At 51.8% G+C, this 22,057-nt stretch carries 21 protein-coding genes and 2 pseudogenes; 6 read left to right on the plus strand and 17 right to left on the minus strand.

The genetic code is table 11. The annotated features are described in order from the left end of the window. The first annotated feature begins 131 nt into the window (after nt 1-131). Nucleotides 132-1,646 (plus strand): ATP-binding protein, encoded by a 1,515-nt coding sequence (locus JNC80_RS05145; RefSeq protein ID WP_213598530.1) that lies wholly within the window; start codon nt 132-134, stop codon nt 1,644-1,646. Here the strand turns inward: JNC80_RS05145 and JNC80_RS05150 are convergent, their stop codons facing one another. The 7 genes from JNC80_RS05150 to lgt form a co-directional block, all read right to left on the minus strand. Further along, entirely contained in the window at nt 1,647-2,267 is a 621-nt protein-coding gene (locus JNC80_RS05150; RefSeq protein WP_213598528.1) for a glutathione S-transferase family protein, read from the minus strand. Nucleotides 2,268-2,375: 108 nt separating this feature from the next. Continuing rightward, nucleotides 2,376-3,308 carry a ribose-phosphate pyrophosphokinase gene (locus tag JNC80_RS05155; protein ID WP_075656032.1) on the minus strand — a complete coding sequence of 311 codons (933 nt, stop codon included), beginning with the start codon at nt 3,306-3,308 and terminating at the stop codon, nt 2,376-2,378. 396 nt (nt 3,309-3,704) lie between these two features. Beyond that, nucleotides 3,705-4,325 carry a hypothetical protein gene (locus tag JNC80_RS05160; protein WP_376709705.1) on the minus strand — a complete coding sequence of 207 codons (621 nt, stop codon included), beginning with the start codon at nt 4,323-4,325 and terminating at the stop codon, nt 3,705-3,707. Between the two features lie 15 nt (nt 4,326-4,340). Further along, a complete protein-coding gene (locus JNC80_RS05165; RefSeq protein ID WP_075656377.1) occupies nt 4,341-5,492 on the minus strand; it encodes a M24 family metallopeptidase in 1,152 nt (383 codons plus the stop codon). Between the two features lie 90 nt (nt 5,493-5,582). Then, nucleotides 5,583-6,362, minus strand: a complete 780-nt coding sequence (pgeF, locus tag JNC80_RS05170; protein ID WP_221720512.1) for a peptidoglycan editing factor PgeF — start codon at nt 6,360-6,362, stop codon at nt 5,583-5,585. A gap of 25 nt (nt 6,363-6,387) precedes the next feature. Further along, on the minus strand, nt 6,388-7,488 hold the full coding sequence (locus tag JNC80_RS05175) for a class I SAM-dependent methyltransferase (protein WP_376709706.1): 1,101 nt from the start codon (nt 7,486-7,488) through the stop codon (nt 6,388-6,390). 3 nt (nt 7,489-7,491) lie between these two features. Next, a complete protein-coding gene (gene lgt / locus JNC80_RS05180) occupies nt 7,492-8,334 on the minus strand; it encodes a prolipoprotein diacylglyceryl transferase (protein WP_376709708.1) in 843 nt (280 codons plus the stop codon). A 413-nt stretch (nt 8,335-8,747) separates the two neighbouring features. Between lgt and JNC80_RS05185 the strand changes: the two genes are divergently transcribed. The 3 genes from JNC80_RS05185 to JNC80_RS05195 all read left to right on the plus strand — a co-directional run bounded on the left by JNC80_RS05185 (nt 8,748) and on the right by JNC80_RS05195 (nt 10,725). Further along, on the plus strand, nt 8,748-9,041 hold the full coding sequence (locus tag JNC80_RS05185) for an accessory factor UbiK family protein (protein ID WP_022710141.1): 294 nt from the start codon (nt 8,748-8,750) through the stop codon (nt 9,039-9,041). 462 nt (nt 9,042-9,503) lie between these two features. Further along, a complete protein-coding gene (locus JNC80_RS05190) occupies nt 9,504-10,004 on the plus strand; it encodes a type III secretion system chaperone family protein (RefSeq protein WP_022710142.1) in 501 nt (166 codons plus the stop codon). Nucleotides 10,005-10,377: 373 nt separating this feature from the next. Further along, nucleotides 10,378-10,725 carry a tRNA-binding protein gene (locus JNC80_RS05195; protein ID WP_225685009.1) on the plus strand — a complete coding sequence of 116 codons (348 nt, stop codon included), beginning with the start codon at nt 10,378-10,380 and terminating at the stop codon, nt 10,723-10,725. 46 nt (nt 10,726-10,771) lie between these two features. Here the strand turns inward: JNC80_RS05195 and JNC80_RS05200 are convergent, their stop codons facing one another. The 3 genes from JNC80_RS05200 to JNC80_RS05210 form a co-directional block, all read right to left on the minus strand. Further along, nucleotides 10,772-12,067 carry an ATP-binding protein gene (locus JNC80_RS05200; protein WP_376709889.1) on the minus strand — a complete coding sequence of 432 codons (1,296 nt, stop codon included), beginning with the start codon at nt 12,065-12,067 and terminating at the stop codon, nt 10,772-10,774. A gap of 89 nt (nt 12,068-12,156) precedes the next feature. Further along, nucleotides 12,157-12,864 carry a response regulator gene (locus tag JNC80_RS05205; protein WP_022710145.1) on the minus strand — a complete coding sequence of 236 codons (708 nt, stop codon included), beginning with the start codon at nt 12,862-12,864 and terminating at the stop codon, nt 12,157-12,159. Nucleotides 12,865-13,003: 139 nt separating this feature from the next. Further along, nucleotides 13,004-13,525, minus strand: a complete 522-nt coding sequence (locus JNC80_RS05210) for a MarR family winged helix-turn-helix transcriptional regulator (RefSeq protein ID WP_051138994.1) — start codon at nt 13,523-13,525, stop codon at nt 13,004-13,006. A gap of 310 nt (nt 13,526-13,835) precedes the next feature. Here JNC80_RS05210 and JNC80_RS05215 point away from each other — a divergent pair, with 310 nt between their 5' ends. Together JNC80_RS05215 and JNC80_RS05220 are read left to right on the plus strand one after the other, a co-directional pair. After that, nucleotides 13,836-14,117, plus strand: a complete 282-nt coding sequence (locus tag JNC80_RS05215) for a hypothetical protein (protein ID WP_022710147.1) — start codon at nt 13,836-13,838, stop codon at nt 14,115-14,117. 366 nt (nt 14,118-14,483) lie between these two features. After that, complete coding sequence (locus JNC80_RS05220) at nt 14,484-15,125, plus strand: MBL fold metallo-hydrolase (protein ID WP_022710148.1); 642 nt, start codon at nt 14,484-14,486, stop codon at nt 15,123-15,125. Nucleotides 15,126-15,201: 76 nt separating this feature from the next. Here JNC80_RS05220 and JNC80_RS05225 read toward each other — a convergent pair whose 3' ends face one another. The 7 genes and pseudogenes from JNC80_RS05225 to JNC80_RS05255 form a co-directional block, all read right to left on the minus strand. Next, entirely contained in the window at nt 15,202-15,693 is a 492-nt protein-coding gene (locus JNC80_RS05225; protein ID WP_075656380.1) for a BA14K family protein, read from the minus strand. Nucleotides 15,694-16,223: 530 nt separating this feature from the next. Continuing rightward, the gene (locus tag JNC80_RS05230) at nt 16,224-16,439 is read right to left on the minus strand and encodes a cold-shock protein (protein ID WP_022710150.1); all 216 of its coding nucleotides are present in this window, start codon (nt 16,437-16,439) and stop codon (nt 16,224-16,226) included. Continuing rightward, entirely contained in the window at nt 16,421-16,756 is a 336-nt protein-coding gene (locus tag JNC80_RS05235) for a hypothetical protein (RefSeq protein WP_139316403.1), read from the minus strand. The genes JNC80_RS05230 and JNC80_RS05235 overlap by 19 nt, the downstream gene beginning before the upstream one ends. Nucleotides 16,757-17,065: 309 nt before the next feature. Continuing rightward, nucleotides 17,066-17,989, minus strand: a complete 924-nt coding sequence (locus JNC80_RS05240) for a lytic transglycosylase domain-containing protein (protein WP_376709709.1) — start codon at nt 17,987-17,989, stop codon at nt 17,066-17,068. 239 nt (nt 17,990-18,228) lie between these two features. Continuing rightward, a pseudogene (locus tag JNC80_RS05245) lies at nt 18,229-18,423 on the minus strand (hypothetical protein); the annotation flags it as partial. A 42-nt stretch (nt 18,424-18,465) separates the two neighbouring features. Then, nucleotides 18,466-20,886, minus strand: a pseudogene (uvrB, locus tag JNC80_RS05250) (excinuclease ABC subunit UvrB); the annotation flags it as partial. Nucleotides 20,887-21,233: 347 nt separating this feature from the next. Next, nucleotides 21,234-21,773 carry an SH3 domain-containing protein gene (locus JNC80_RS05255; protein ID WP_075656049.1) on the minus strand — a complete coding sequence of 180 codons (540 nt, stop codon included), beginning with the start codon at nt 21,771-21,773 and terminating at the stop codon, nt 21,234-21,236. Nucleotides 21,774-22,057: the final 284 nt, after the last annotated feature.

A 22,057-nucleotide genomic window follows, 5' to 3' on the forward strand; every position in this document is an offset into this window, starting at 1 on the left:
CCGTGATAAATGCGCGCGCTTCGTGGCTTGGTGTTATGATACATAGCTGATAGACAAGTTCCATATCCCGAATCTTATTTTATCACACCCGTTCATCAGGGTGTTTTTTCACGTGTATTTCAGGAGGTCATATGAAGGTCGGCATCGACATGGGAGCCACAACGAACGGCACCGCGGCTATGCTCGATCTCGAAGAGCTTCTGGCCACACGTCTGCTGGTTCAGGGTAATTCCGGTTCCGGTAAATCCTATTTGTTGCGCCGCTTGCTGGAGCAGAGCGCGCCGTGGGTGCAGCAGTGCATCATTGATCCTGAAGGTGATTTTGTCACGCTGGCCGATGTTTACGGCCATGTGGTGGTTGATGCTGCACGCACCGAGGCTGAACTGACGCGTATTGCCCAGCGTATCCGTCAGCACCGTGTGTCTGTGGTGGTTAATCTCGAAGGCCTGGATATTGACCAGCAGATGAAAGCCGCAGCCGCATTCCTCAATGGTATGTTCGATGCTGACCGTGATTATTGGTATCCGATGCTGGTGGTTGTCGATGAAGCGCAGCTTTTTGCACCTTCTGTCGGTGGTGAGGTTTCGGATGAAGCGCGTAAAATCTCGCTGAGCGCCATGACCAACCTGATGTGCCGTGGCCGTAAGCGCGGACTGGCCGGTGTCATTGCCACGCAGCGTCTGGCAAAGCTTGCCAAGAACGTGGCGGCTGAAGCTTCCAACTTTCTGATGGGGCGTACCTTTCTTGATATTGATATGGCGCGTGCGGCCGATCTGCTGGGTATGGATCGCCGTCAGGCAGAACAGTTCCGTGATTTGCAGCGCGGTCATTTTGTGGCGTTGGGACCTGCTTTATCGCGCCGTCCGCTGCCGGTGAAAATCGGCAAGGTTGAGACCTCTGCGCGCTCATCCAGCCCGAAACTGATGCCATTGCCGGATTCTCCGGTTGATGCGGCTGATCTGATTTTTACGCCAAGTGCGGCTGAAGCGAAGATGATTGTGCGTCGTCCGCCGCCACCGCCGCCACCGCCGCGCCCGATTGCAGAAATTCTGGAGCAGGTGGTCAAAGCCAAGCCGGAAGCTGAAGTGCCGGATGAGCCGCTGTTTCCGGGCTTGGTGGAAGCCGAGCGTGAAGAACTGCTGGATAAGGTGATGACCGAGATCATCGAAGATCCGGAAGCCGCCTATCGCACTGTGGCAGTACTGTATCAGGATTTTCTGGTGCGCTGCCGTATTCATCGTGTGCCGGGGGAGCCGTTGGCGTTACCGGCATTCCGTCGTCGTCTTGCTGTGGCGCAGGCCAGCGGCGGGGACGAGCTGATTGATGATGAGAAGTGGCAGACTGCACTGCAATTGTCAGAAAGCCTGACCGATGATGTGCAGGGCGTGTTTCTGATTGTGGCGCAGGCTGCGGTTAAAGGGGCGCCATGTCCGTCTGATGCCACATTGGCGCGTGCCTATGGCAGTCACTCCACCAGCCGCGCCCGTCGTCTGCTGACTTATTTTGAAGAGCGCGGTCTGCTGGTTGTGCGAAATGACTTCAAGGGCATGCGTATTGTTGCATTTCCCGATATGGGCTGTGAAACCGCAGCCGGTGATCCGAACGGGCCGGATGAAAGCGCAGACGGCGCTGAGGCTGCAGAATAATCAGGCTTTCATTTTCGCCATGTCGGCATCATCGAGCGCTGTTGCCCGTTGTAGGGCAGGGCGTTCCAGCAGTCTCTGGCTGTAAGCGATAAAGCTCGGGCGTTTTTCAATTGTATTGAAACCCAGACCGAAATTCACTTGCGCACCGACATAGACATCGGCTGCGGTAAAGCGGTCGCCGGTAATGTAAGGCGTTTCTGACAGCGCCTGATCCAGCACATCCATAACAGTTTCATAGGAGCCATAGCCGATAAACCGCCCCTGTTCTTCTGTCGGATTAAATCCGCTGGCATGGTTGCTGACAGCCGCTTCCACAGGTCCTGCGCCGAAAAACAACCAGCGATAATATTTTGCCCGCTCGTCTGCGGTTGGCGCCAGTTTGGCATCCGGAAAAACATCAGCGAGATAGGCGATGATCGCAGCTGTTTCGGTGATGATATGATCGTTATGCTGCAATGCCGGTACTTTGCCCATCGGATTGATTGACCGGTATTCCGCATCTTTCATAACCGGACCGAAAGGGACGATCTGTGTAGTGTAGGGAGAGCCGGTTTCTTCCAGCATCCAGCGGGCAATGCGTCCGCGCGACATCGGATTTGTATAGAGTATGGGATCTGACATGATGCATTCTCCTCCGTTTGAGAAAAAGAATGCACTGTCTTTGTGAAGAAGAAAACAAAAAAGCCGGATCAGTGATCCGGCTTTTTCAATTCAGATAACCAGCAGTTTTTAGTCAAACAGGCTGGATACGGATTCTTCCGCAGCGGTGCGGGCAATCGCTTCACCGATCAGGCCGGAGATCGACAGAACACGGATGTTGTGTGCCTGATCGATTGCAGCGGTTGGCTGAATGGAATCGGTGATAACCAGTTCTTTCAGCTTGGAATTGGTGATACGGGCAATCGCGCCGCCGGAGAGAACACCATGGGTGATATAGGCGGTAACGCTGGTTGCGCCTTTAGCCAGCAGAGCTTCAGCCGCATTGCAGAGTGTGCCGCCGGAATCAACGATATCGTCGAACAGCAGACAGTCTTTGCCGGTCACATCACCGATGACGTTCATAACTTCCGATTCTCCCGGACGGTCACGGCGCTTGTCAACGATTGCCAGCTGCGCATCAATGCGCTTGGCCAGCGAGCGGGCGCGTACCACACCACCAACGTCCGGCGAAACCACCATCACATTGGATGTGTCGTAATTGGCTTTAACATCGCGGGCGATAACCGGAACAGCATAGAGATTGTCGGTCGGGATATCGAAGAAGCCCTGAATCTGACCGGCATGAAGATCAAGGGTCAGAACGCGGTTTGCACCGGCTTCAGTGATGAGATTGGCAACCAGCTTGGCGGAAATCGGTGTGCGCGGGCCTGGTTTACGATCCTGACGGGCATAGCCGTAATAAGGCAGCACTGCAGTGATGCGGCGTGCTGAAGAGCGACGGAATGCATCGATCATGATCAGCAGTTCCATCAGGTGGTCATTGGTCGGATAAGAGGTGGACTGCAGAACGAAAACGTCCTCACCACGCACATTTTCCTGAATTTCCACGAAGATTTCCTGATCGGCAAAACGCTTCACAACGGCTTTGCCGAGCGGAATATTCAGATGTTTTGCGACGGATTCTGCTAGGACACGATTGGAGTTGCCCGCGAAAAGTTTCATGCTTTTTTGCCTCTGGCGCTGGTTTGCCTAGCGCATAAACCTTGAATGCATTTTGCATTGGTCATGCGCGGATTCCCTGTATCCGGGTTTGATTGTGAGAGTTCAGGGCCTGCAACCCGTCCGTCTCATAGAATTTCAACTTCAGCAGCTATGCATCATTTCTTCATACAACACTGGCTGGATGAGCGGCCTTTTACAAAGCTTGGCCAGTATTGCAAGGGTACAAAAGCCGCAGGGCAGCATTAATGCCCCGATATTTCACAAAAGCTGCATTTTCATGCTCTCTATAGGCCAAAAAGACACGTTTGTGTGAAGTTTCTGAGAACAGGCTTAACATGACCGGCAGGATCAGGTGAAACTGAGTCTCACCTGATGTTTGATCGCGATTGAAGCTGTTTACGGAGCGTTGGCCGAGACCCAGCGGAAATAATCCGCCAGCGTATCATCGGCAATTTTACCCATCACAGTAGCAGGAACGGAAGACCAGCCGTTTTTGCCCGAGACTTTCTCCTGACCTTGCAGGCGATGGACGCGATTGCCCTGCTTATCCATGACATCCCAGACATAAAGCACAGAAGTCTGATTATTCTCGGTGAGGTTGGACAGATAGCCTTTGAGAATATAATCGGCTTCGGTTTCCATATTCGAGGCGAGAGTAATGGACTGGGTTTTTATGATTGTGTCAAAACGCAATGAGAGCGGTGTCACAATCTCCAGCGGTGCGCCGATGATCGGTGCAATATAGAGTTTGTAATTACGCACCTTGGCCATATTCAAAGGCGCCTGAGCAGCCTGTGCGGGCTGACCAAAATCAGAGGTCAGCGGGGCAAGCGCCGCGCTTTTCTCACTGGTCGTCTGCGAGGAGCAACCAGCCAGCAGAAGGGCTGATACCAGCAACGGTAATGTTGCGGAAGACTTAAAAAGCAACGGTACTGTTGCGGAGGATTTAAAAGGCAACGACAGTGTTGCTTTCCGTTTAAATGAAGCATCAACAGAGGCAGATAAAGTAACCGGCATCGGCTTCAGTTCCCGTTAAATAATCACCAGATCAAGACTGCTTTTCGACAGGCTTTCGGCAGGGCCGTTGGTGGTCAGATAAGTCTGGCCTAAAGTCATGGCCGTATTGGTTTCAGAATCCATAATAATCATATGGGCAAACAGCGTCATATCCGGCTCAATACGCTCGGCATTGCCCGCATAGAACATCTGCGGATCCATCCATGACGGTGTGAAGCGTGCACCAACAGAATAGCCGCAGGCATTGAGGCGGTGCCGCGTCAGTGAATGCGCTTCCAGTGCTTTGGCATGGGCTTCAAAAACATCGCCGAATGTCGAGGCAGGGGTGAGGGCGGCTTCAACAGCCATCAGGGCTTCATGTGCAGCCTGATACAGTTCCTCGTGACGCTTGGTGGCTTTGCCGGTCAGTACTGTGCGCATCATCGGCGCGTGGTAATGGCGGTAAACGCCGGACCATTCAAGGGTCAGCTGGTCGTTTTTGTGCAGCTGCCTGCGGCCGGATTTATAACGGCAGAGAAGAGCATCGGGGCCGGAGCCGATAATATATTCATTGGCCGGAAAATCACCGTCACCGAGGAAATTGGCTTCCATCATCGCGGCAAGAATATTCGCCTCATTGGCATTCTTACGCGTCTGATCAAGCGCAGCATCATAAATCGCATCGCTCAGAGCCGCAGCCTTGCGGGCATAATCGGCTTCCGCAGGGCTTTTCAGCAGACGCAGGCGATCAACCATGCCGGAAGCATCGATGACTTTGGCAAAGCTGTTCAGCTGCTCATCCAGTTTGCGGCCATTGGCGGCGGTCAGCCCGTGGGTCTGATATTCAACGCCGATGCGGGCACCAAGCAGATCCATATCATTGAGCAGATTGCGCAGATCAATCGCAGGATTGGCGTTTTCGCGATCTGTCCATTGCACGATATGTTCAATCGTAGAAGTGTGGCGCGCCTGACGCAGATCGGCGGAGCGCGTCATCAGTACCATGCTGCCGTCCTGCTTGACGACCAAACACTGGAAAAAACAGAAGCCGAAAGTGTCGTAGCCGGTCAGCCAATACATGCTTTCCTGAGAAAACAGCAGCAATGCATCAAGCTTGTTCTCAGCCATGCAGAGCATCAGCCGGTCACGGCGTGCCGCAAATTCTTCCGGTGCAAAGTGAAGTGCCATAATTATCTCCGCATTGAACAAACGACCGTGCCGGTTACCGCTCTGCGAGCAGTCCGGCAGGATCATGCATGTTTTCAGAACCGGAAGCGCTTACTTCCGGATGGCAATAGCGGCGATCTGGCGTCCGTAATCCGGTTCCTTGCGATGGGTGGTGCGGCGATAAGAGAAAAACCGCGCTTCATCGGCATAGGTGCAGAGATCAAGAGACGCTGTCTGGATACCGCAGGCTGACAGACGATCAACGATAAAGCTCCAAAGATCAAACATTTTACGCGCCGGATCGCTCGATGGGCGGAAATATTGTTCATAAGTCTGATCGCGGGCAGTGAATTCCGCAACGAATTCAGCGCCGACTTCATAATTGTCCTGACCGATGCATGGCCCCAGAACTGCGCGGATTTTTGACCTTTCACCGCCCAGATTAACCATGGCTTCCACGGTGTTTTCCAGAACACCGGCAAGCGCACCGCGCCAACCGGCATGAGCGGAGCCGATAATGCCCGCTTCCGGCTCACAAAACAGCACGGGGCCGCAATCTGCACTTAATGCACCCAGAATCAGTCCCGGCACATTGGTCACCATCGCATCCGCCTGCGGGCGTGGCGAAGGCAGGGCTTCGGTGATAGTCAGAACGGTTGGTGAATGCACCTGATAGAGAGTTTGCAGATCTTCCGGTTGGAGGTCGAAATAGGCTGCTACGCGACGGCGGTTTTCAGCTACAGCATCAGGATCATCTTTAGAACCTGCGCCGACATTGAGGCTGTCATAAATGCCGGAAGATACGCCGCCGAGACGGGTGAAAAAACCATGCGCGATGCGGTCATTGGTTTCGAGCAAAGGAGAGCGGATCGGATCAGGCATATTGGTCATGATAGTCTCTCTGGAAAATGAAATATCAGATTGTTTTCAGGTCGGGATAAGTGACGCTTAAGACTTTAAACAGGCTGCCCATCTGGTTCGGCGCCGCCAGCCGCTCCACATCATCGCGGATTTGCTCCTGCACGCTGGCAGACTTGCCTGCACCAAGCTGACCTGCACGGCTGAGCAGCCCCATTCTAAGCAGGAAGTCGCCCTGTTCCTCAGCTTTTGTCGTGCAGCCAAGGCCGGAAGCGATTTGCGCGAGAGCGGCAAAATCCACATGGGTAGTAATATCGGCCTGACCGGGAGCGGCAAAAACATCCTGATAGGCATGCTGATAGAGCGCCTGCAAAGTGTCGCCAAAGCCAGCTTCATGAGAGCCATAGTCAATCAACAGCGCCGCGCCTTTGTGCTTGCGGATATGTTCGCTGATTTGTTGCATCAGCGCAGAACGCGCTGGTGAGGCTTCAAAAATAGCGCCTTCCGGTGCTGCTTCATGACCTTGAGGCAGAAGGGCAGGGTCAATGCCGCCGGTTCCGGTGGTGAAGCAAAGTTCCGGTGCTGCCTCATTGCAGGTCGCTACCATGCGCTCAACAAAGCGTCCCTCATGTTTGACATATTGATGATCGGGCAGCGCGTCGAACAATTCATTGGCGACGAGGATCAGCGTATTTTGCGGGATTTCCCCGAAGCTTTTATACCAAGATATATGGGGTGCTGCACCCTCAAGCTTTTTCTTTTGCACGCCTGTCAGCCGGTCGCTGGTTTCCACCATCGCAATATGGGCGGTACGCAGCATGTCCGGTGCCAGTTTGCCAGCCGCGCGCAGCAGATCGCTCATCAATGTGCCGCGACCACCGCCAATTTCGCAAATGGTGCAGTTTTCCGGTTTGCCCAGAGCTTCCCAATGGCTGACGACCCAGATACCGATCAGCTCACCAAACATCTGGCTGACTTCCGGCGCGGTGATGAAGTCACCTTTCGCCCCGAACGGCTCACGGGTCATGTAATAGCCGCCGTCATGATCGGCGAGGCAGAAAGCCATATAATCTGCCACGCTGATCGGCCCGCCATTGGTAATCAAGCGGATCAGACGCTGTTTCAGCCTGTCTGCGGCGGGGATTGTCGTTTCTGCCATTGTTTATGCCTTTGCCGCAGCGCGGTTTCCGCGCCACATTGCCCAGACACCAAGCAGTACCATCGGAACAGACAGAACCATGCCCATAGTCATCCAACCGCCGACGAGATAGCCGAGCTGTGCGTCCGGCTCGCGGAAGAATTCCACCAGAATACGTGACAAGCCATAACCGGCGACAAAGGCTCCGGCGATGAAACCCGGAGCTTTGAGTTTATTGCCCTTCCAGATCAGCAGAGCAAGTGCGCAGAACAATACAAAACCTTCGAGCGCTGCTTCATAAAGCTGGCTCGGGTGGCGTGGCAGCGGGCCGCCATTCGGGAAATAGACCGCCCATGAAACATCGCTGACACGACCCCAGAGTTCGGAATTGATGAAATTGGCAATGCGCACGACGCCAAGGCCGATCGGCACACCGGCGGCGATAGTGTCGAACATGCTCCAGACAGGAATGCCGCGCTTGCGTGCAAACAGGATCATGGCAACGGTCGTGCCGAGAATGCCGCCATGGAAAGACATGCCGCCGTCCCAGACGGCCGGTATTTCCAGCGGGTTACTGATGTAAAAACCAAAATTATAAAACAGCACGTAACCGAGACGTCCGCCGATCACGACACCAAGCGCTGCCCAGAGTACAAAATCGTCCAGAGCCAGCGGATCCATCGGCGCATTATTGTTTGGCCATAGACGCGCTGTGTTTACGAGTTTCTTGCCATACCACCAGGCGAAAAGGATACCGATGACATAGCCGATACCATACCAGTGCACGGAGAGCGGCCCTATGGAAAACAGCACAGGATCAATATTCGGAAAGGGCAGTGCAGCCATCATGATCTGCGGTTCGGTCATTCTTCACTCCGTTATGGCTGCGTCTGCTATTATGCGTTCAGCACTGGTTGATGCTGTTGTTAATGAGGCATAGCGAATTTTTGTTCAGGATAAAAGTCCGTTGCTTTTATGGCTTTATTCGGGTTCCAGTGGTCTGATACCGACATTTGCATCCCGTGGATGTAGATGCTGAGCAAATGTCGGTATTGAAATGACCACTGGCAATTATATGAAACGAGTGGATTTTCGAATTTGACGTTTGAAACAACATTGGTGTCGGTCGGTGACAAACGTCAAATTCAATCCACTCGCCTTAAGCCGAACTTAAATGTCTTACAAAGTAAGGCTGTTTAAGTCTTGCATACGATATAATGCGGGCTTATCTCAGAAGCAGAAATTATTTCCGCCTGTGGCGGCTAAAAAGAGGTGATCCAATGAGTAATGCAACCGGTAAAGTTCTTGATGAACTCGCAAAACTCGTCACTGATGCTGCGGGTGCCGCGCAGGGCGTGCGTCGTGAAGTCGAGACAGCAATGCGCTCTCAGGGTGAAAAGCTGCTTAACACTTTGGATGTTGTGCAGCGTGAAGATTTTGAAGCCATGCGTGAAATGGCAGTTAAAACCCGCACCGAAAACAGTGCCCTGACGGTCAAAATTGCCGAGCTCGAAGAGCGTATTGCTAAAATCGAAGCAGCACTGGCAGAAAAACCAGCGAAAAAAGGCGCTTAAGGTCTAAAAATCTCAAAGATTTTTTAACTTTTTATTCACAGGGGCGAATGCCTAAAAGCCCTTATTCCAGAATCGGTTACAGCGGCGCCCACTCGGGCGCCGTTTGTTCTTTCCACATGGTTTCTTAGAGTTTTGACAAAAAGGACTGGTACTCTGACTCAGCATCAATAGACTGAAAACACTGCATGATTCGTAATTGAGTCATGAAGCATGGCAGAAACGGGGAGCGGCAGGACAATAAGTTCAGCCGCACAGATCCGGTTGATGCGTCAGTGTAACAGTCATGTGTTTGCGCGTGTGTTGGAGGCGGGGTTGCAGCGTTTGGCAACATTTGTCTCGGCCTATTAACCAGTGTGTCTTTTTTGTGGCAATTGCTGCGGGGGATACATTCCGGCTGCGTGTTTATGACAGCCGGAATCCGGGTTTTACTCTTGCGGGTAAGCCCAAAAACAGGGAACGAACATGAACCTTCTTGAGCTCGATATCGCTCGCGATGCACATCCGGTGGATGTCATTGAACAGGTTGCGCACGCCAATGACTGGGCTTTTGACCGTACCGGTGACGATGAGATTGCAGTTTCTGTTGTCGGTAACTGGACAGATTATCACCTTTCATTCTCGTGGATGGAAGAGTTTGAAGCGCTGCATCTGGCCTGCGCCTTTGATGTAAAGGTGAGTGAGCCGCGCGTGAATGAAGTCATGCGTCTGCTCTCGCTTATTAATGAGCAGCTGCTTATGGGGCATTTTGATCTGTGGCGTCAGGAAGGGGCGATTATGTATCGCCAGTCCCTGTTGCTGGCGGGCGGCGCTAAGCCAACCAGTCGTCAGGTCGAAGTATTGCTGGCCAGCGCGCTGGAAGCCTGTGAATGCTATTATCAGGCTTTCCAGTTTGTGGTCTGGTCGGGTGTGCCGGCGAAAGAAGCTTTGCAGGGCGTGCTGTTTGAAACGGTTGGCCGGGCTTAAGGTGATAAAACAAGCGCTGCCTGTTTAAAAAGGCAGCGTTAGAGCGGTTTACGTCCAGATTGGATCACAGTGCTCGCTCTAGATTCTTTAATTTGCCGCATTATCACGGGCGTCAAGTTTATCTAACTTGACTGTGAAATGCTCTAGAGCGTCGTGTGCCAGACTTGGCACACAAAACTCGCTCTAACACTTTAAAATTAGAGCATAATTTTGTCTTAAACTGATCTAAGTTTAAGGAATTATTCTCTAGAGCATGTCGCGGAAAAGCGGCTACCGGTTTTCCGGTTGTGACATGTGTAAAAACTTGGAGACAGAGCGGGCGCAGTGGATAAAATTACACGCGACACGCTTTACAAGTATGGGCGGGGGTGTCGTGTCTGAGCAGCAGGAAATCAGTTTTGCGGATTTTGAAAAAGTCGATATCCGCACCGGTACGATTATTGAAGCGGAAGTTTTCGCCAAAGCCCGCAAGCCTGCTTATAAGCTGAAAATTGATTTCGGCGATGTGATCGGTATTAAAAAATCATCCGCACAGATTACTGTTCATTATACGCCGGAAACGCTGGTCGGCCGTCAGGTTCTGGCCGTTGTCAATTTCCCGCCGCGCCAGATCGGTCCGTTTATGTCTGAAGTATTGACGCTTGGATTTGCCGATGAAAATGGCGATATTGTCTTGGCGGCAACAGAGCGGAATGTGCCGAACGGGCAGAAGCTGATCTAGTCTTATACCGCGTTACGCTGTCTTATCTAAACCGCTTGAGAAGGCATCAGGCAGGAATACTGACAATGGCACGCAGGCCGCCGGTCGGGCTGCTGTCCAGTGTGATATCACCACCGTGATTGCGGGCGATGTCGCGGGCAATCGCTAAGCCCAGACCTGTGCCGCCTGCATCCTGATTACGGGCTTCATCCAGACGGACAAAGGGTTTGAAAACTTCTTCCCGCTTGTCTTCCGGTATGCCTGCGCCGTCATCATCGACAACAATGGTCAGCCAGTCATTTTCATGGGTTGCCGTTAAATGCACGGATTGCGCATAGCGGAAAGCATTGCCGACGAGATTGCTGACCAGCCGTGTGAACGCATTCGGACGGACGTGAATATTGCTGTTACCGTGTATCTCGGCGGAGAAACCGCGATTGCGCAGCCGCGCTTCTTCTTCCAGTTTTGTGATGAGGATTTGCAGATCCAGAACGCCTTGCTCTTCACTGCCTTCACCGCGTGCAAAAGCCAGATAGCCTTCCAGCATATTCTGCATGTCGGTAATATCCTGATTGAGCGACACCGTATCAATCTTGCTGCCTGCAATGGCCAGCTGCAATTTAAAGCGCGTGAGAATGGTGCGCAGATCGTGGCTCACGCCGCTGAGCATGGCTGTACGCTGTTCAATCTGCCGCTCAATGCGTTCGCGCATCTGAATGAAGGCAATGCCCGCCTTGCGCACTTCTTCAGCACCATGGGGTCGGAAGCCGACAGGCATCGGCTGGCCTTTACCAAAGCTTTCAGCCGCTTCTGACAATTGCTGGATCGGTTTGATCTGATTGCGCAGGAAGGCAATCGCAATCGTAAGCAAGACCAGAGCCGTACCGATCATCCATGTAAGGAAGATCAGCGTATTGGATGCATAGGCCTGACTGCGCTTGGCAAAAACACGTAAGACTTTGTCATCCAGCTGAATGCGGATTTCTACCAAGTCAGAATCCCCGACCGTATCAATCCAGAACGGGCGATTGATCTGGCGGGTGATTTCCTCATTGAGAAAATAATCAAGAATAGAGAAAAACGGTTTCGGCCCCGGCGGCGGCAACGGCGAGGGTGGCAGAACAGATACGTTGAGATCCAGCCGCTGTTGTGCAATGCGGATAATATTCGCGTAATCGGGTTCCTGCGGATAGGTTTCCAGAATATCAATAATAGCAGAAATATCGCGCACAACCGCAGTGGACAGACGCTCTGTCACCATCTGCCAGTGCCGCTCCATAAAAACGAAGGCAATAACCGACTGCAACAGCACCATCGGAGCGATGATGATGATGAGCGAGCGCGCATAAAGCCGCTTGGGCATACGCAATGCCAGCCAGTCGGAAAACCTTTTCCAGAGCAACTGCTATTCTCTCCTGTCCGTCAGGATTCTGTTATTGGCGACGAGCGCTTTTATTGCTCAATGCTCAGCTTGTAGCCGATGCCGCGCACTGTTTGCAGCCAGATCGGATTGGCAGGATCAACTTCAATCTTGCGGCGCAGACGGTTGATCTGCACATCGATTGTTCTTTCTCCGACTTCCCCGTCCTGACCGGTCAGTTCATGACGCGGCACTGTCTCACCGGCGCGTTCAGCGAAGATCGTCATAATATCCTGTTCACGATCCGTCAGTTTGATAACTTCGCCGCCCTGTTTGAGTTCCTTGCGCGGAATAGAAAAAGTGTAAGGACCGAAAACAATCTGCTCAATAATATGCTGTGTCGGCTGGGCACCGCGGCGCAGAATATTATTGATACGCAGGGTCAGTTCACGCGGATCAAACGGCTTGGAGAGATAATCATCGGCACCGGCTTCGAGGCCGCTGATACGGCTGTCAGTTTCTGAAAGCGCGGTGAGCATCAGAATGGGCACATTTTTCTGCTCACGCAGGGAGCGGGTCAGCTCCACACCGCTTTCGCCCGGCATCATGACGTCGAGAATAATGAGATCGAAATCAATACCTTCGAGCTTGCGGCGGGCTTCCTGCGCATTGGCTGCCATTGTGACACGGTAACCGGTGGTGCTCAGATATTGCGAGAGCAGGCTGCGGATACGGGTATCATCATCAACCACCAGCAGGTGCGGGGCATCGTCGGACAGAATTGTGTCTTCGCTGGTCATTGGTTTACCCTTTCAGTACAGAGCTTTTCCTGCCTCAGGCGAGGCGTGTATTCAGCTTGTTATCTCGGCTTCTGCAGTCTGTTTATCTGTGTGTACGGCCTTCGGATATACACACTATGTGAATGAAGGCTGTTTATATTTACCGGCTGAGCGGCAGGCTGTCGATCTGATCGCGCTGGTCGCTGTTGACCATGGCTTTCAGGAAATTCTGGATAATTTGTTTTTCCGTAACATTGCTTTCCGCCAGAGCGGCGGCAATGCGGTTTGACTGTGGCTGTGTCAGCGAAAGAATAAGCTCGCGGCCGGAAACAGTCGGATATAATTCTCGCTGGCGGCGGTCTGTTTCACCGGTCAGCTGGATAATATGGCCGTTATCAACCAGTTGTTTCAGAACGCGGGCAAGGCTCTGCTTGGTGATTTTCAAAACATCCAGTAGTTCCGCAACACTCATGCCGGGCTTGCGGTTGACGAAATATAACACACGGTGATGTGCGCGGCCGAAGCCCATGGTTTCAAGCTGCTTATCGGGATCAGCTGTAAAATCGCGATAGGAAAAGAACAGAAGTTCAATGATGCCCAGATCGTTGACCTCATCTTCTGAGAGGGCGGCACGAATAGTAGTATCATTGTGATTGAAACGCACGTCCGGTCTCCGGTTCATTCATATTTCAGCCTGCTAGTTCTATCAGCCTGTTTGCTATGCGGATAGATTATCTGCATCTTACTTTCCATTATCCGCTTTAGAAACAACCATGGCAATATTTTGCGGCGCAACATGCTGCATTTTCACACTATCTGCCGTTTAAATCTGATTCTGTGTGAAACTGTATGATTGCGGGCAGCGCCGAGGGATGAAACATGCTGAATTTATCAGGTAATAATTATAAGAATTGACAGTCTCCTTTTTCTTGTCATCATCAAGATGTCAAGGCGTTCTACTTTGATGTTTAACATTAATTGGGGTGACAATTATGGATGCCATTATTCCTATTCTTGTACAGTTAGTCGCCGGTGCTGTCGGCGGCAATCTGGCCGGTGCAGTTAAGAATCTCAGCCTTGGAACAACAGGCAATACAGTTGCCGGTGGTATCGGCGGTCTGATCCTCGGTCAGCTTCTGCCAATGCTGGCCGGTGGCGGTGTCGATTCTGCTTTGAGCGGTATTGTCGGGCAATTGATCGGCGGCGGTGCCGGTGGTGCCGTTCTGACAGCCGTAATCGGTCTGATTAAAAACAGCATGGCTAATAAAGCCTGACCGTAAAAACTCGGGATTAATTACCTTATGACCGGCAGGGTATGATATCATGCCGGTCTTATGAATATGTTTTTTCTTCAGGCGGTGCGCGATGCGCTGCTTTTTTGATTTATCCGGCCTATATAAAGGACAGCTACGGCTGTCCTTTTTGTTTGCACCAGAGCGTGCCGCGCTTAATTATACGCATGGCACTTACTCTGGATTTTTCTATGGTCGCATGTTCGCGGGAACTCAAATGAATCCATTTGAACCAGACATGTGCGAATTTTAAAGTGTTAGAGCGTCCTTTGTGTGCCAGATCTGGCACACGGCGCTCTAGGCAAAACGAAAACCGGTCAGAGCACGCAAACGATAATCGGGTGATAAATGAGCAAGCTTCAGGCAATCATAGTGGCAGTCACGCCTTTTCGGCAGAATTGCACAATCCTGTTCGATAAGGACAGTAAAAAAGGCGTTGTTGTTGATCCGGGCGGTGATGTTGATGCGCTGAAAGAAGTGATCGAGAACAATCAGCTGAAGATCGAAGAGATCTGGATCACCCACGGTCATGTCGATCATATCGGTGCTGCTGCTGATCTGCGTGATGCTTTACAGGTGCCGATTATCGGCTCTCAGGAAGAAGACGCGTTTCTCTACGATAATGTTGAAGCCTCGGCGGCCAAATTTGGTCTGGGAGACGGCTTCCGCAATTTTCAGCCGGATCGCTGGCTGAAAGAAGGCGATGTTCTGCAGGTTGCCGGTGAGAATTTTGAAGTCCTGCATTGTCCGGGGCACTCACCTGGGCATGTGGTTTTCATCAATAAAGCCATGCATTTTGCAATTGTCGGTGATGTCTTGTTCAACGGATCAGTGGGCCGTACGGATTTGCCGGGCGGAGATCATGATACATTGATCCGCTCCATCAAGGAGAAGCTGCTGCCGCTTGGTGATGAATTCAGCTTTATCTGCGGTCATGGTGCAGGCAGCCGCTTTGGCGATGAGCGCAGAGGCAATCCGTTTCTGGTGTGAATGAGTTGCCACAGGCACTCAAAACTCTAATAAAAAACCGCCGGAGTGACCGGCGGTTTTTTTTATCTGAACGGGATCAGTTTGCGACGCAGAAGTGATCCTGACCATCATAGCCACGGAATGTACCGGACTGGGCATTAAAGGAGCGGTATTTCTGGGAGCACCAGTTATACCATTCGCGTGTCCATGGCTGGTAAGAGCCACGATAGTCACGGCCATAATTCCCGCGTGCCGGCTGGGCAGGGTAGAAAGTCTGCGGTGGCGGTGCATTGTAAATCGGTTCACGATAAACAGGCTGCGGTTGCGGCTGCGACATGGCACCGGCGATAATCGCACCGGCTGCAAGGCCAAGCACGCCTGCGGCTATCGCATTGTTGCGATCACGGCGGCGGTCGCGGCGATCCCAGTCTCTGTCACGGTTGCGCCAGCCATTATCATGATTCCAGCCGCCATTGTTCCAGCCCCCGTGGCGGCGTCCCCAGTCATCAGCGGATGCAACTGAAAGATTGCCGGCTATCGTGGCAATGGAGAGGCCTGCGATCAGAGCGGTCTTGGTCAACTTATTCATCATAATCTGTGCCTCCTTACGAAGCTATACGCATTCGATAATGCCGGTTTTGGTCTTCTCTCAGCAGCAACTTTATGTGCTGTGATAAGATGATGACCAATCATTAAAGCAGGGCATATGAATGCTTGCTGAACAGAAAATAGGGGGAATGTTCAGCTTTTTAAATATCTCCGTATGTCACGATTAATGACAAGCAGCGTGGATTTGAAAACATGGCTTCATGTGCCTTGAGAGTGTGCGGACACATTGCTTAGAGGGAGGCGGGGTTCAGCTGTAAGACATTCATGAAAACAACGGGATAGGAGGTTCTCTAATGAAAGAAGCAATCCCGTAATGCTCTGCGTGCTGGTTTGAACCGTCTTTTTTGGTTTTCAGACTGTATCAGAAAGTGAACAGCGAGCGCTCACAGGAGCCGCTCTGCAGATAATAAAAAACCCCGGCGGAACCGGGGTTTCTGGATAAAGCACTGCTTGCAATCTGACTTCTGTGAGAATGTCACGCAGAAATCATATATAGGCAGTTGGTGCTTTTTACTCGGTAATGCTGATGTCTACAGCTTTAGGGCCTTTGCCGCGACGATCCGGTTCAGTTTCGAAAGAAACTTTCTGATTGTCAGCGAGGTTTGTGAGGCCGGAAGCCTGAACAGCAGAGATATGTACGAAAATATCTGGTCCGCCATTATCCGGTTTGATAAAGCCAAAGCCTTTTTCACCATTAAAGAATTTGACTACGCCGGTTTGTGCCATGGGATACGTTCCTTTTCCTTGGCGCCGTCTTGGCCTTTCAGCCGCAACGGAATTTTTCGAACCGCTATGCGCACCACACGCCCAGCGGTAGGGGTATGCAGGCAGTTATCGAAATCAGGAAAGGAGCCGATCATTGTCAGTTGCCTGACCCGGAGCTTATAGCGGTTCCGGCGCGCCGTTCTTCCAGTCTTCCATTGTTCGCCAAATGCCCGAACATTTGAAGACTGATCTATAGAGAGGTATTTGGCAAGCAAATTTTTGTTATGACGCTGTTTTTTCTTTGCCAAGATGGGCTGTAATAAAAAATAAATAGTCATAAATACAAAGATACTTCACTAAAAAGAAATTCAAGATGACTTAAGTTTTATTTAGTTTTGAAAATTGTTGTATAATAACTGAATTATGTAGTTCTTTATGGTTGGAAGAAGTCGGATCACTTAAAAAATCGCATATTTTGAGAAAAAAATACACGAAAAGGCTGCTTTCGATTTTAAAGAGCGTTGTTTTCACTGCTGAAATTGAACAATTGCTGGCATTCCGGTTGTGTATTCGGGTTGTCGCTTATTCCGGAAAGTGATGCAGCCCCGTGTATTTCACTTTCATTGTCGCCAAAGGCTCTGAAAGTTTCAGCGGTTTCTGCGAATGATGCACGAGCCGCCACTGATTCTGATGGTCTGGCAGAGATTATCCGCTGTCTGACGGCTATTCGCACCGAGGCGGGCGACGTAGATTCCTCTTCTGCCGATCGGGCTGCGCACACGCGATATATAGATTTCCCGACCGGCGAACAGTTTCGGATTCTGTTTGCGCAAGCGGTTCCATTGCGCGCTGACAACATTTTGACGGAAATTTCCTGCCACCTGAACCGCCCATGGAAACGGATTAAGCTGTGCCATAGAGATTGAGCGGGATTTGATGACGGGTAAAAGCTGGCAGGCTTGCTGAAAGGGCAGTTTGTCATCCAGCGGCGTGTCCGTCAGCTCTTGTCCGGTACTGAAATGATCCACGCTTTTGCCGGTAATGGAGAGAACATAATTTTCTGTCTCCAGCGGCAGAAATCCGCCATTCTTCATCCAGTTGGACAGGCGTGTCGGCCCTGCATTATAGGCTGCTGCTGCCAGCCCCCAATTGCCGAAACTGCCATGTAAATCTTTCAAAAACGATGCCGAGGCGGGTAGCGCCAGTTCAATATTAAAAGCATCGGTCAGGCCGCGTTCTTTAGCTGTATAGGGCATGAACTGCGCAATACCCTGCGCACCGACAGGGCTGACAGCCAGATGGTCAAAACGGCTTTCTTTCCAGATCAAGCGGGCAAAGAAATTCGGCGGAATGCCATGTTTTTCAGCCGATCCGGCAATCAGGCGGCAGATTTGCGCAACATCCGGCGCAGGTTTCGCAGCGGTGTCAGACTTCTCACTCTGTTTTTTCTCCGTTACGGGAGGGGCAGATTCAGCCGGTTTTTCCTGCTGCTCCTGTGCAAAGGCAACAGACAGACCAGAGACCGGAACAGACAGCATGAGTGCAGCAAATAATCCGGCCGGAAGGCGCATAGGCTGATCCTGTCAGAATATATCGCAAAAGTCCTGCGCGGGTTTTGAGATATATGTTAATGCCAGAGCATAATTTCTTAAACTTGAATGAGTTTAAAGTGAAATTATACTGCAAATATAAAATGTTAGAGCGATTTTTGTACGCTCGAAAGGGCGCGCGGCGCTCTAAGAAATGGAAAACGCACATAGCTTTCATGCGTTTTCCGTCTTGTGCTGTCAATACAGGCAAGAAGCAGACGTTATTTGCCGGGACGTCCGGTCTTGCCGGAGCGGCGGGTTTTACGCTTTACATCTACCGGATCTTCATAGGAGCCTGCACCGGTACGATGCCGTCTTACCGGAGCCGGATCTTCGTCGCTCTGCGGGCCGAGCGGTTTCGCCATATCTGTTCCGGGTCCCATATTGTCGAGCGACGGTTTTTTAAACAGTGATGGCGACGGTGATGTTCTGCCACCTCTGGACGGTCGTTCAAGGGACAGCTCCGCTTCACGCGCCAGCGGATCATCGGCAATAGCCAGCTCTTTTTCTCGCAGACGTTTGATTTCGTCACGCAGTCTTGCAGCCGTTTCAAAGTCGAGATCGGCCGCGGCGTCACGCATCTTCTTCTCAAGATGTTCAAGATGCGCGCCGAGATTATTGCCGACCATGCCGCCTTGTTCTGCAAAGCCACTGATATCCGCGCGCACATGATCCCGCTCATAAACGGAATTGAGAATATCCGAGATATTCTTGCGCACGGATGCCGGTGTAATGCCATGTTCGGTATTATAGGCAACCTGCTTCTCACGGCGACGGCTGGTTTCCTCCATCGCGCGCTGCATGGAGCCGGTGATCGTATCCGCATAAAGAATAACGCGGCCATCGACATTTCGCGCTGCACGGCCGATTGTCTGCACCAGTGAAGTTTCTGAGCGCAGGAAGCCTTCTTTATCTGCATCGAGAATTGCAACGAAGCCACATTCCGGAATGTCCAGACCTTCGCGCAGCAGGTTAATCCCGATCAGCACATCAAATGCACCAAGGCGCAGGTCGCGGATAATCTCGATACGCTCCAGCGTATCAATATCCGAGTGCATATAGCGGACGCGTACGCCCTGTTCATGCAGATATTCTGTCAGGTCTTCGGCCATACGCTTGGTCAGCACTGTGACCAGCGAGCGGTAGCCGTTCTTTGCGGTTTCGCGGATTTCTCCCAGCACATCATCGACCTGCGAACGGGCTGGGCGCACTTCAACCGGCGGATCAATCAGGCCGGTCGGACGGATCAGCTGTTCAGCAAATACACCGCCGGATTGCTCCATTTCCCATTTGCCCGGTGTTGCCGATACCGCAATGGTTTGCGGACGCATGGCATCCCATTCCTCAAAGCGCAGCGGGCGGTTGTCCATGCAGGATGGCAGGCGGAATCCGTATTCCGCGAGCGTTGCTTTACGACGGAAGTCGCCGCGATACATGCCGCCGATCTGCGGAACGGTAACGTGGCTTTCATCAATGAAAACCAGAGCATTATCAGGAATATATTCAAACAAAGTCGGCGGCGGCTCACCCGGTTGGCGGCCGGTGAGATAACGCGAATAGTTTTCAATACCGGCGCAGGAGCCGGTTGCCTCAAGCATTTCCAGATCAAAGGTTGTGCGCTGGTCAAGACGCTGAGCTTCGAGCAGACGTCCGGCATTGTTCAGCTCGACGAGGCGGTGCTTCAGTTCTTCTTTGATGGATTTGATCGCCTGATTAAGGGTAGGGCGCGGCGTTACATAGTGCGAATTCGCATAGATTTTTACGGATTTGAGATCGCCGGTTTTCTGGCCGGTCAGCGGGTCAAATTCCGTAATGGTTTCAATCTCATCGCCAAAGAGTGAGATACGCCATGCACGGTCTTCCAAGTGGGCAGGGAAGAGTTCAATCGTATCGCCGCGCACACGGAAGGAACCGCGCACGAAATTGATATCCTGCCGCTTATATTGCTGCGCTACCAGATCAGCAAGCAATTGGCGCTGATCGAGACGGTCGCCGATGGTCATTTCAAAGGTCATCGCCGTATAGGTTTCGACGGAACCGATACCGTAAATACAGGAGACCGAGGCGACGATAATCACATCATCGCGTTCCAGCAGTGAGCGGGTTGCGGAGTGGCGCATCCGGTCGATTTCTTCATTGATCGAGGATTCTTTCTCGATGAAGGTATCGGAACGCGGCACATAGGCTTCCGGCTGATAATAGTCATAATAGGAAACGAAATATTCAACCGCATTATTCGGGAAGAAGCTTTTGAACTCTCCGTATAGCTGGGCTGCCAGTGTCTTATTCGGTGCGAGGATCAGAGCAGGGCGCTGTGTGCGTTCAATAATATTGGCAACGGTAAAGGTTTTACCCGAACCGGTCACGCCAAGCAGAACCTGTGTCTGGTCGCTGTTTTCAATACCTTCTACCAGATCGGCAATAGCTGTCGGCTGGTCACCGGAAGGGGTATACTCGGTTTCCATTTTAATCTGGATGCCGCCCTCAGATTTGGCAGGGCGTTCCGGCCGGTGCGGTGTCCAGAGTTTACCGTTTTTGAACAGCGGATTGCCGGATTCAATCAAGGCAGACAGAGCTTCCACAGTTGCAGTGGCGCCGCTGGAAGGCATATTGGCTGCATCTTCCATAGTGATATCCATGCCGGAGACAGGATTAAGACCTGCCGCGACGCGTTCTTTCAGCGTGGCTGCTTTGGCGCGGGATGAAGGTGCTTTTTTTGTTTCTGTTTTTTTTGCTGCCGGTTTTTTAGCGACTGGTGCGGAAGGCATAGCTTCCGGCTGCTCAGCCATTTCACGGATCATCCGCGACCAGTCTCCGACCGAAGAGGAGAGCGGAATGCCTGAAAATTCTGCCTGAGGCACCTCGCCGAAACCTGAGCTATGAGGTGTTTCACCGAAACCATCAACTTGCGGCGCTTCGCCGAAACCTGAGCTATGAGGTGTTTCACCGAAACCAGCGTCCTGTTTCTGCTTGTTCAAATCAGCAGGGGGCTGTGATGACTTATCTTTTTTGGACATGTCAGAACTCTCTCGGCAAGCAGAAGCGAAGGACAGGTGATGGATACAGCCAGTCTGTAACCCGATCAAAAGAAAGCGGGTGGTCAGACATTAGCGAATATAGGCATATAAGTATAGAACGAAAAGGGTACGTTTTCATTCTGACGATAATTATCAGAAACAAAAAAACGCCGCAGAAAATCCCTGCGGCGTTTTTAGAGGCTCAGTGATTACTGGCCGTGCGGACCATCACCGCCGCGACGCGGGCGGTTCCAGTGCGGACGTCCCGGACGATGGCCGTTTTCCCAGCCCGGACGACCCGGACGGTATCCATCCCAGCCCGGACGATAATTCGGCCGGTAATATGGGCGATGCGGGCGATAATATGGGCGATCCCAGCGGTCATACCTGTCATTGTTGATCGCCGAGCCGATAACTACACCGGCAATCAGCGGAATGCCGATAGCGGCAGCCGTATTGCCGAAATTATTATTACTGTAGTTGCCGGATGATCCTTCACGCACTGCGAGATAGCGTGAAGATGCCCAGCCCGAGCGCCCTGCGTAATTGACCCGACACCAGCCATAACCGCTGGTGCAGCCGTTTACATCAACGCGTGCACCGTTCGGAATAGAGCCGAGCGTACGATAATTCGTGCCGGGGCCGGTACGCAGATTAAGATTGGTTGTTACAATCGCATTCGCAGCCTGTGCGGCTGTGGCGGAGAATAAAGCAAGGGCAATAATTGCCGATTTGATACCAAGTTTCATTTTTCGGTCTCCCCGTGATGAATTGTCTGTTTTTGCAGCAGAACAATCTGCGCGCTTTTCATGTCAGAGGCTTTCTGAGCTCAGAGCATCAAAGGGCGCCATGAATTATAAACGAATAAGCACCTGTTCCGGTTCCGTCATACATCCATTCGGAATGTGGACGGACGGATAGCGGAGCTTTTTCGTTTGTCAGAATCTATACGGAATTATGTGAATGTAGCCTGAATGCTTACCGGCTCAATATAGGCTTTTATTGATAGGGATAAAATCAATATTGCAAAATG

The organism is Pseudochrobactrum lubricantis (genome assembly GCF_041929865.1).
GTDB lineage: Bacteria > Pseudomonadota > Alphaproteobacteria > Rhizobiales > Rhizobiaceae > Pseudochrobactrum > Pseudochrobactrum saccharolyticum.

Coding starts and splice junctions, on each gene's coding strand:
- JNC80_RS05235 (WP_139316403.1), bottom strand. CDS start 16,756: ATGACTATTTATTTTTTATTACAGCCCATCTTGGCAAAGAAAAAACAG.
- JNC80_RS05215 (WP_022710147.1), top strand. CDS start 13,836: ATGGATGCCATTATTCCTATTCTTGTACAGTTAGTCGCCGGTGCTGTC.
- JNC80_RS05210 (WP_051138994.1), bottom strand. CDS start 13,525: ATGAACCGGAGACCGGACGTGCGTTTCAATCACAATGATACTACTATT.
- JNC80_RS05205 (WP_022710145.1), bottom strand. CDS start 12,864: ATGACCAGCGAAGACACAATTCTGTCCGACGATGCCCCGCACCTGCTG.
- JNC80_RS05165 (WP_075656377.1), bottom strand. CDS start 5,492: ATGGCACTTCACTTTGCACCGGAAGAATTTGCGGCACGCCGTGACCGG.
- JNC80_RS05240 (WP_376709709.1), bottom strand. CDS start 17,989: ATGCGCCTTCCGGCCGGATTATTTGCTGCACTCATGCTGTCTGTTCCG.
- JNC80_RS05230 (WP_022710150.1), bottom strand. CDS start 16,439: ATGGCACAAACCGGCGTAGTCAAATTCTTTAATGGTGAAAAAGGCTTT.
- JNC80_RS05145 (WP_213598530.1), top strand. CDS start 132: ATGAAGGTCGGCATCGACATGGGAGCCACAACGAACGGCACCGCGGCT.
- JNC80_RS05160 (WP_376709705.1), bottom strand. CDS start 4,325: ATGCCGGTTACTTTATCTGCCTCTGTTGATGCTTCATTTAAACGGAAA.
- JNC80_RS05200 (WP_376709889.1), bottom strand. CDS start 12,067: ATGCCCAAGCGGCTTTATGCGCGCTCGCTCATCATCATCATCGCTCCG.
- JNC80_RS05220 (WP_022710148.1), top strand. CDS start 14,484: ATGAGCAAGCTTCAGGCAATCATAGTGGCAGTCACGCCTTTTCGGCAG.
- JNC80_RS05150 (WP_213598528.1), bottom strand. CDS start 2,267: ATGTCAGATCCCATACTCTATACAAATCCGATGTCGCGCGGACGCATT.
- JNC80_RS05175 (WP_376709706.1), bottom strand. CDS start 7,488: ATGGCAGAAACGACAATCCCCGCCGCAGACAGGCTGAAACAGCGTCTG.
- pgeF (WP_221720512.1), bottom strand. CDS start 6,362: ATGACCAATATGCCTGATCCGATCCGCTCTCCTTTGCTCGAAACCAAT.
- JNC80_RS05190 (WP_022710142.1), top strand. CDS start 9,504: ATGAACCTTCTTGAGCTCGATATCGCTCGCGATGCACATCCGGTGGAT.
- JNC80_RS05225 (WP_075656380.1), bottom strand. CDS start 15,693: ATGAATAAGTTGACCAAGACCGCTCTGATCGCAGGCCTCTCCATTGCC.
- JNC80_RS05185 (WP_022710141.1), top strand. CDS start 8,748: ATGAGTAATGCAACCGGTAAAGTTCTTGATGAACTCGCAAAACTCGTC.
- JNC80_RS05155 (WP_075656032.1), bottom strand. CDS start 3,308: ATGAAACTTTTCGCGGGCAACTCCAATCGTGTCCTAGCAGAATCCGTC.
- JNC80_RS05255 (WP_075656049.1), bottom strand. CDS start 21,773: ATGAAACTTGGTATCAAATCGGCAATTATTGCCCTTGCTTTATTCTCC.
- lgt (WP_376709708.1), bottom strand. CDS start 8,334: ATGACCGAACCGCAGATCATGATGGCTGCACTGCCCTTTCCGAATATT.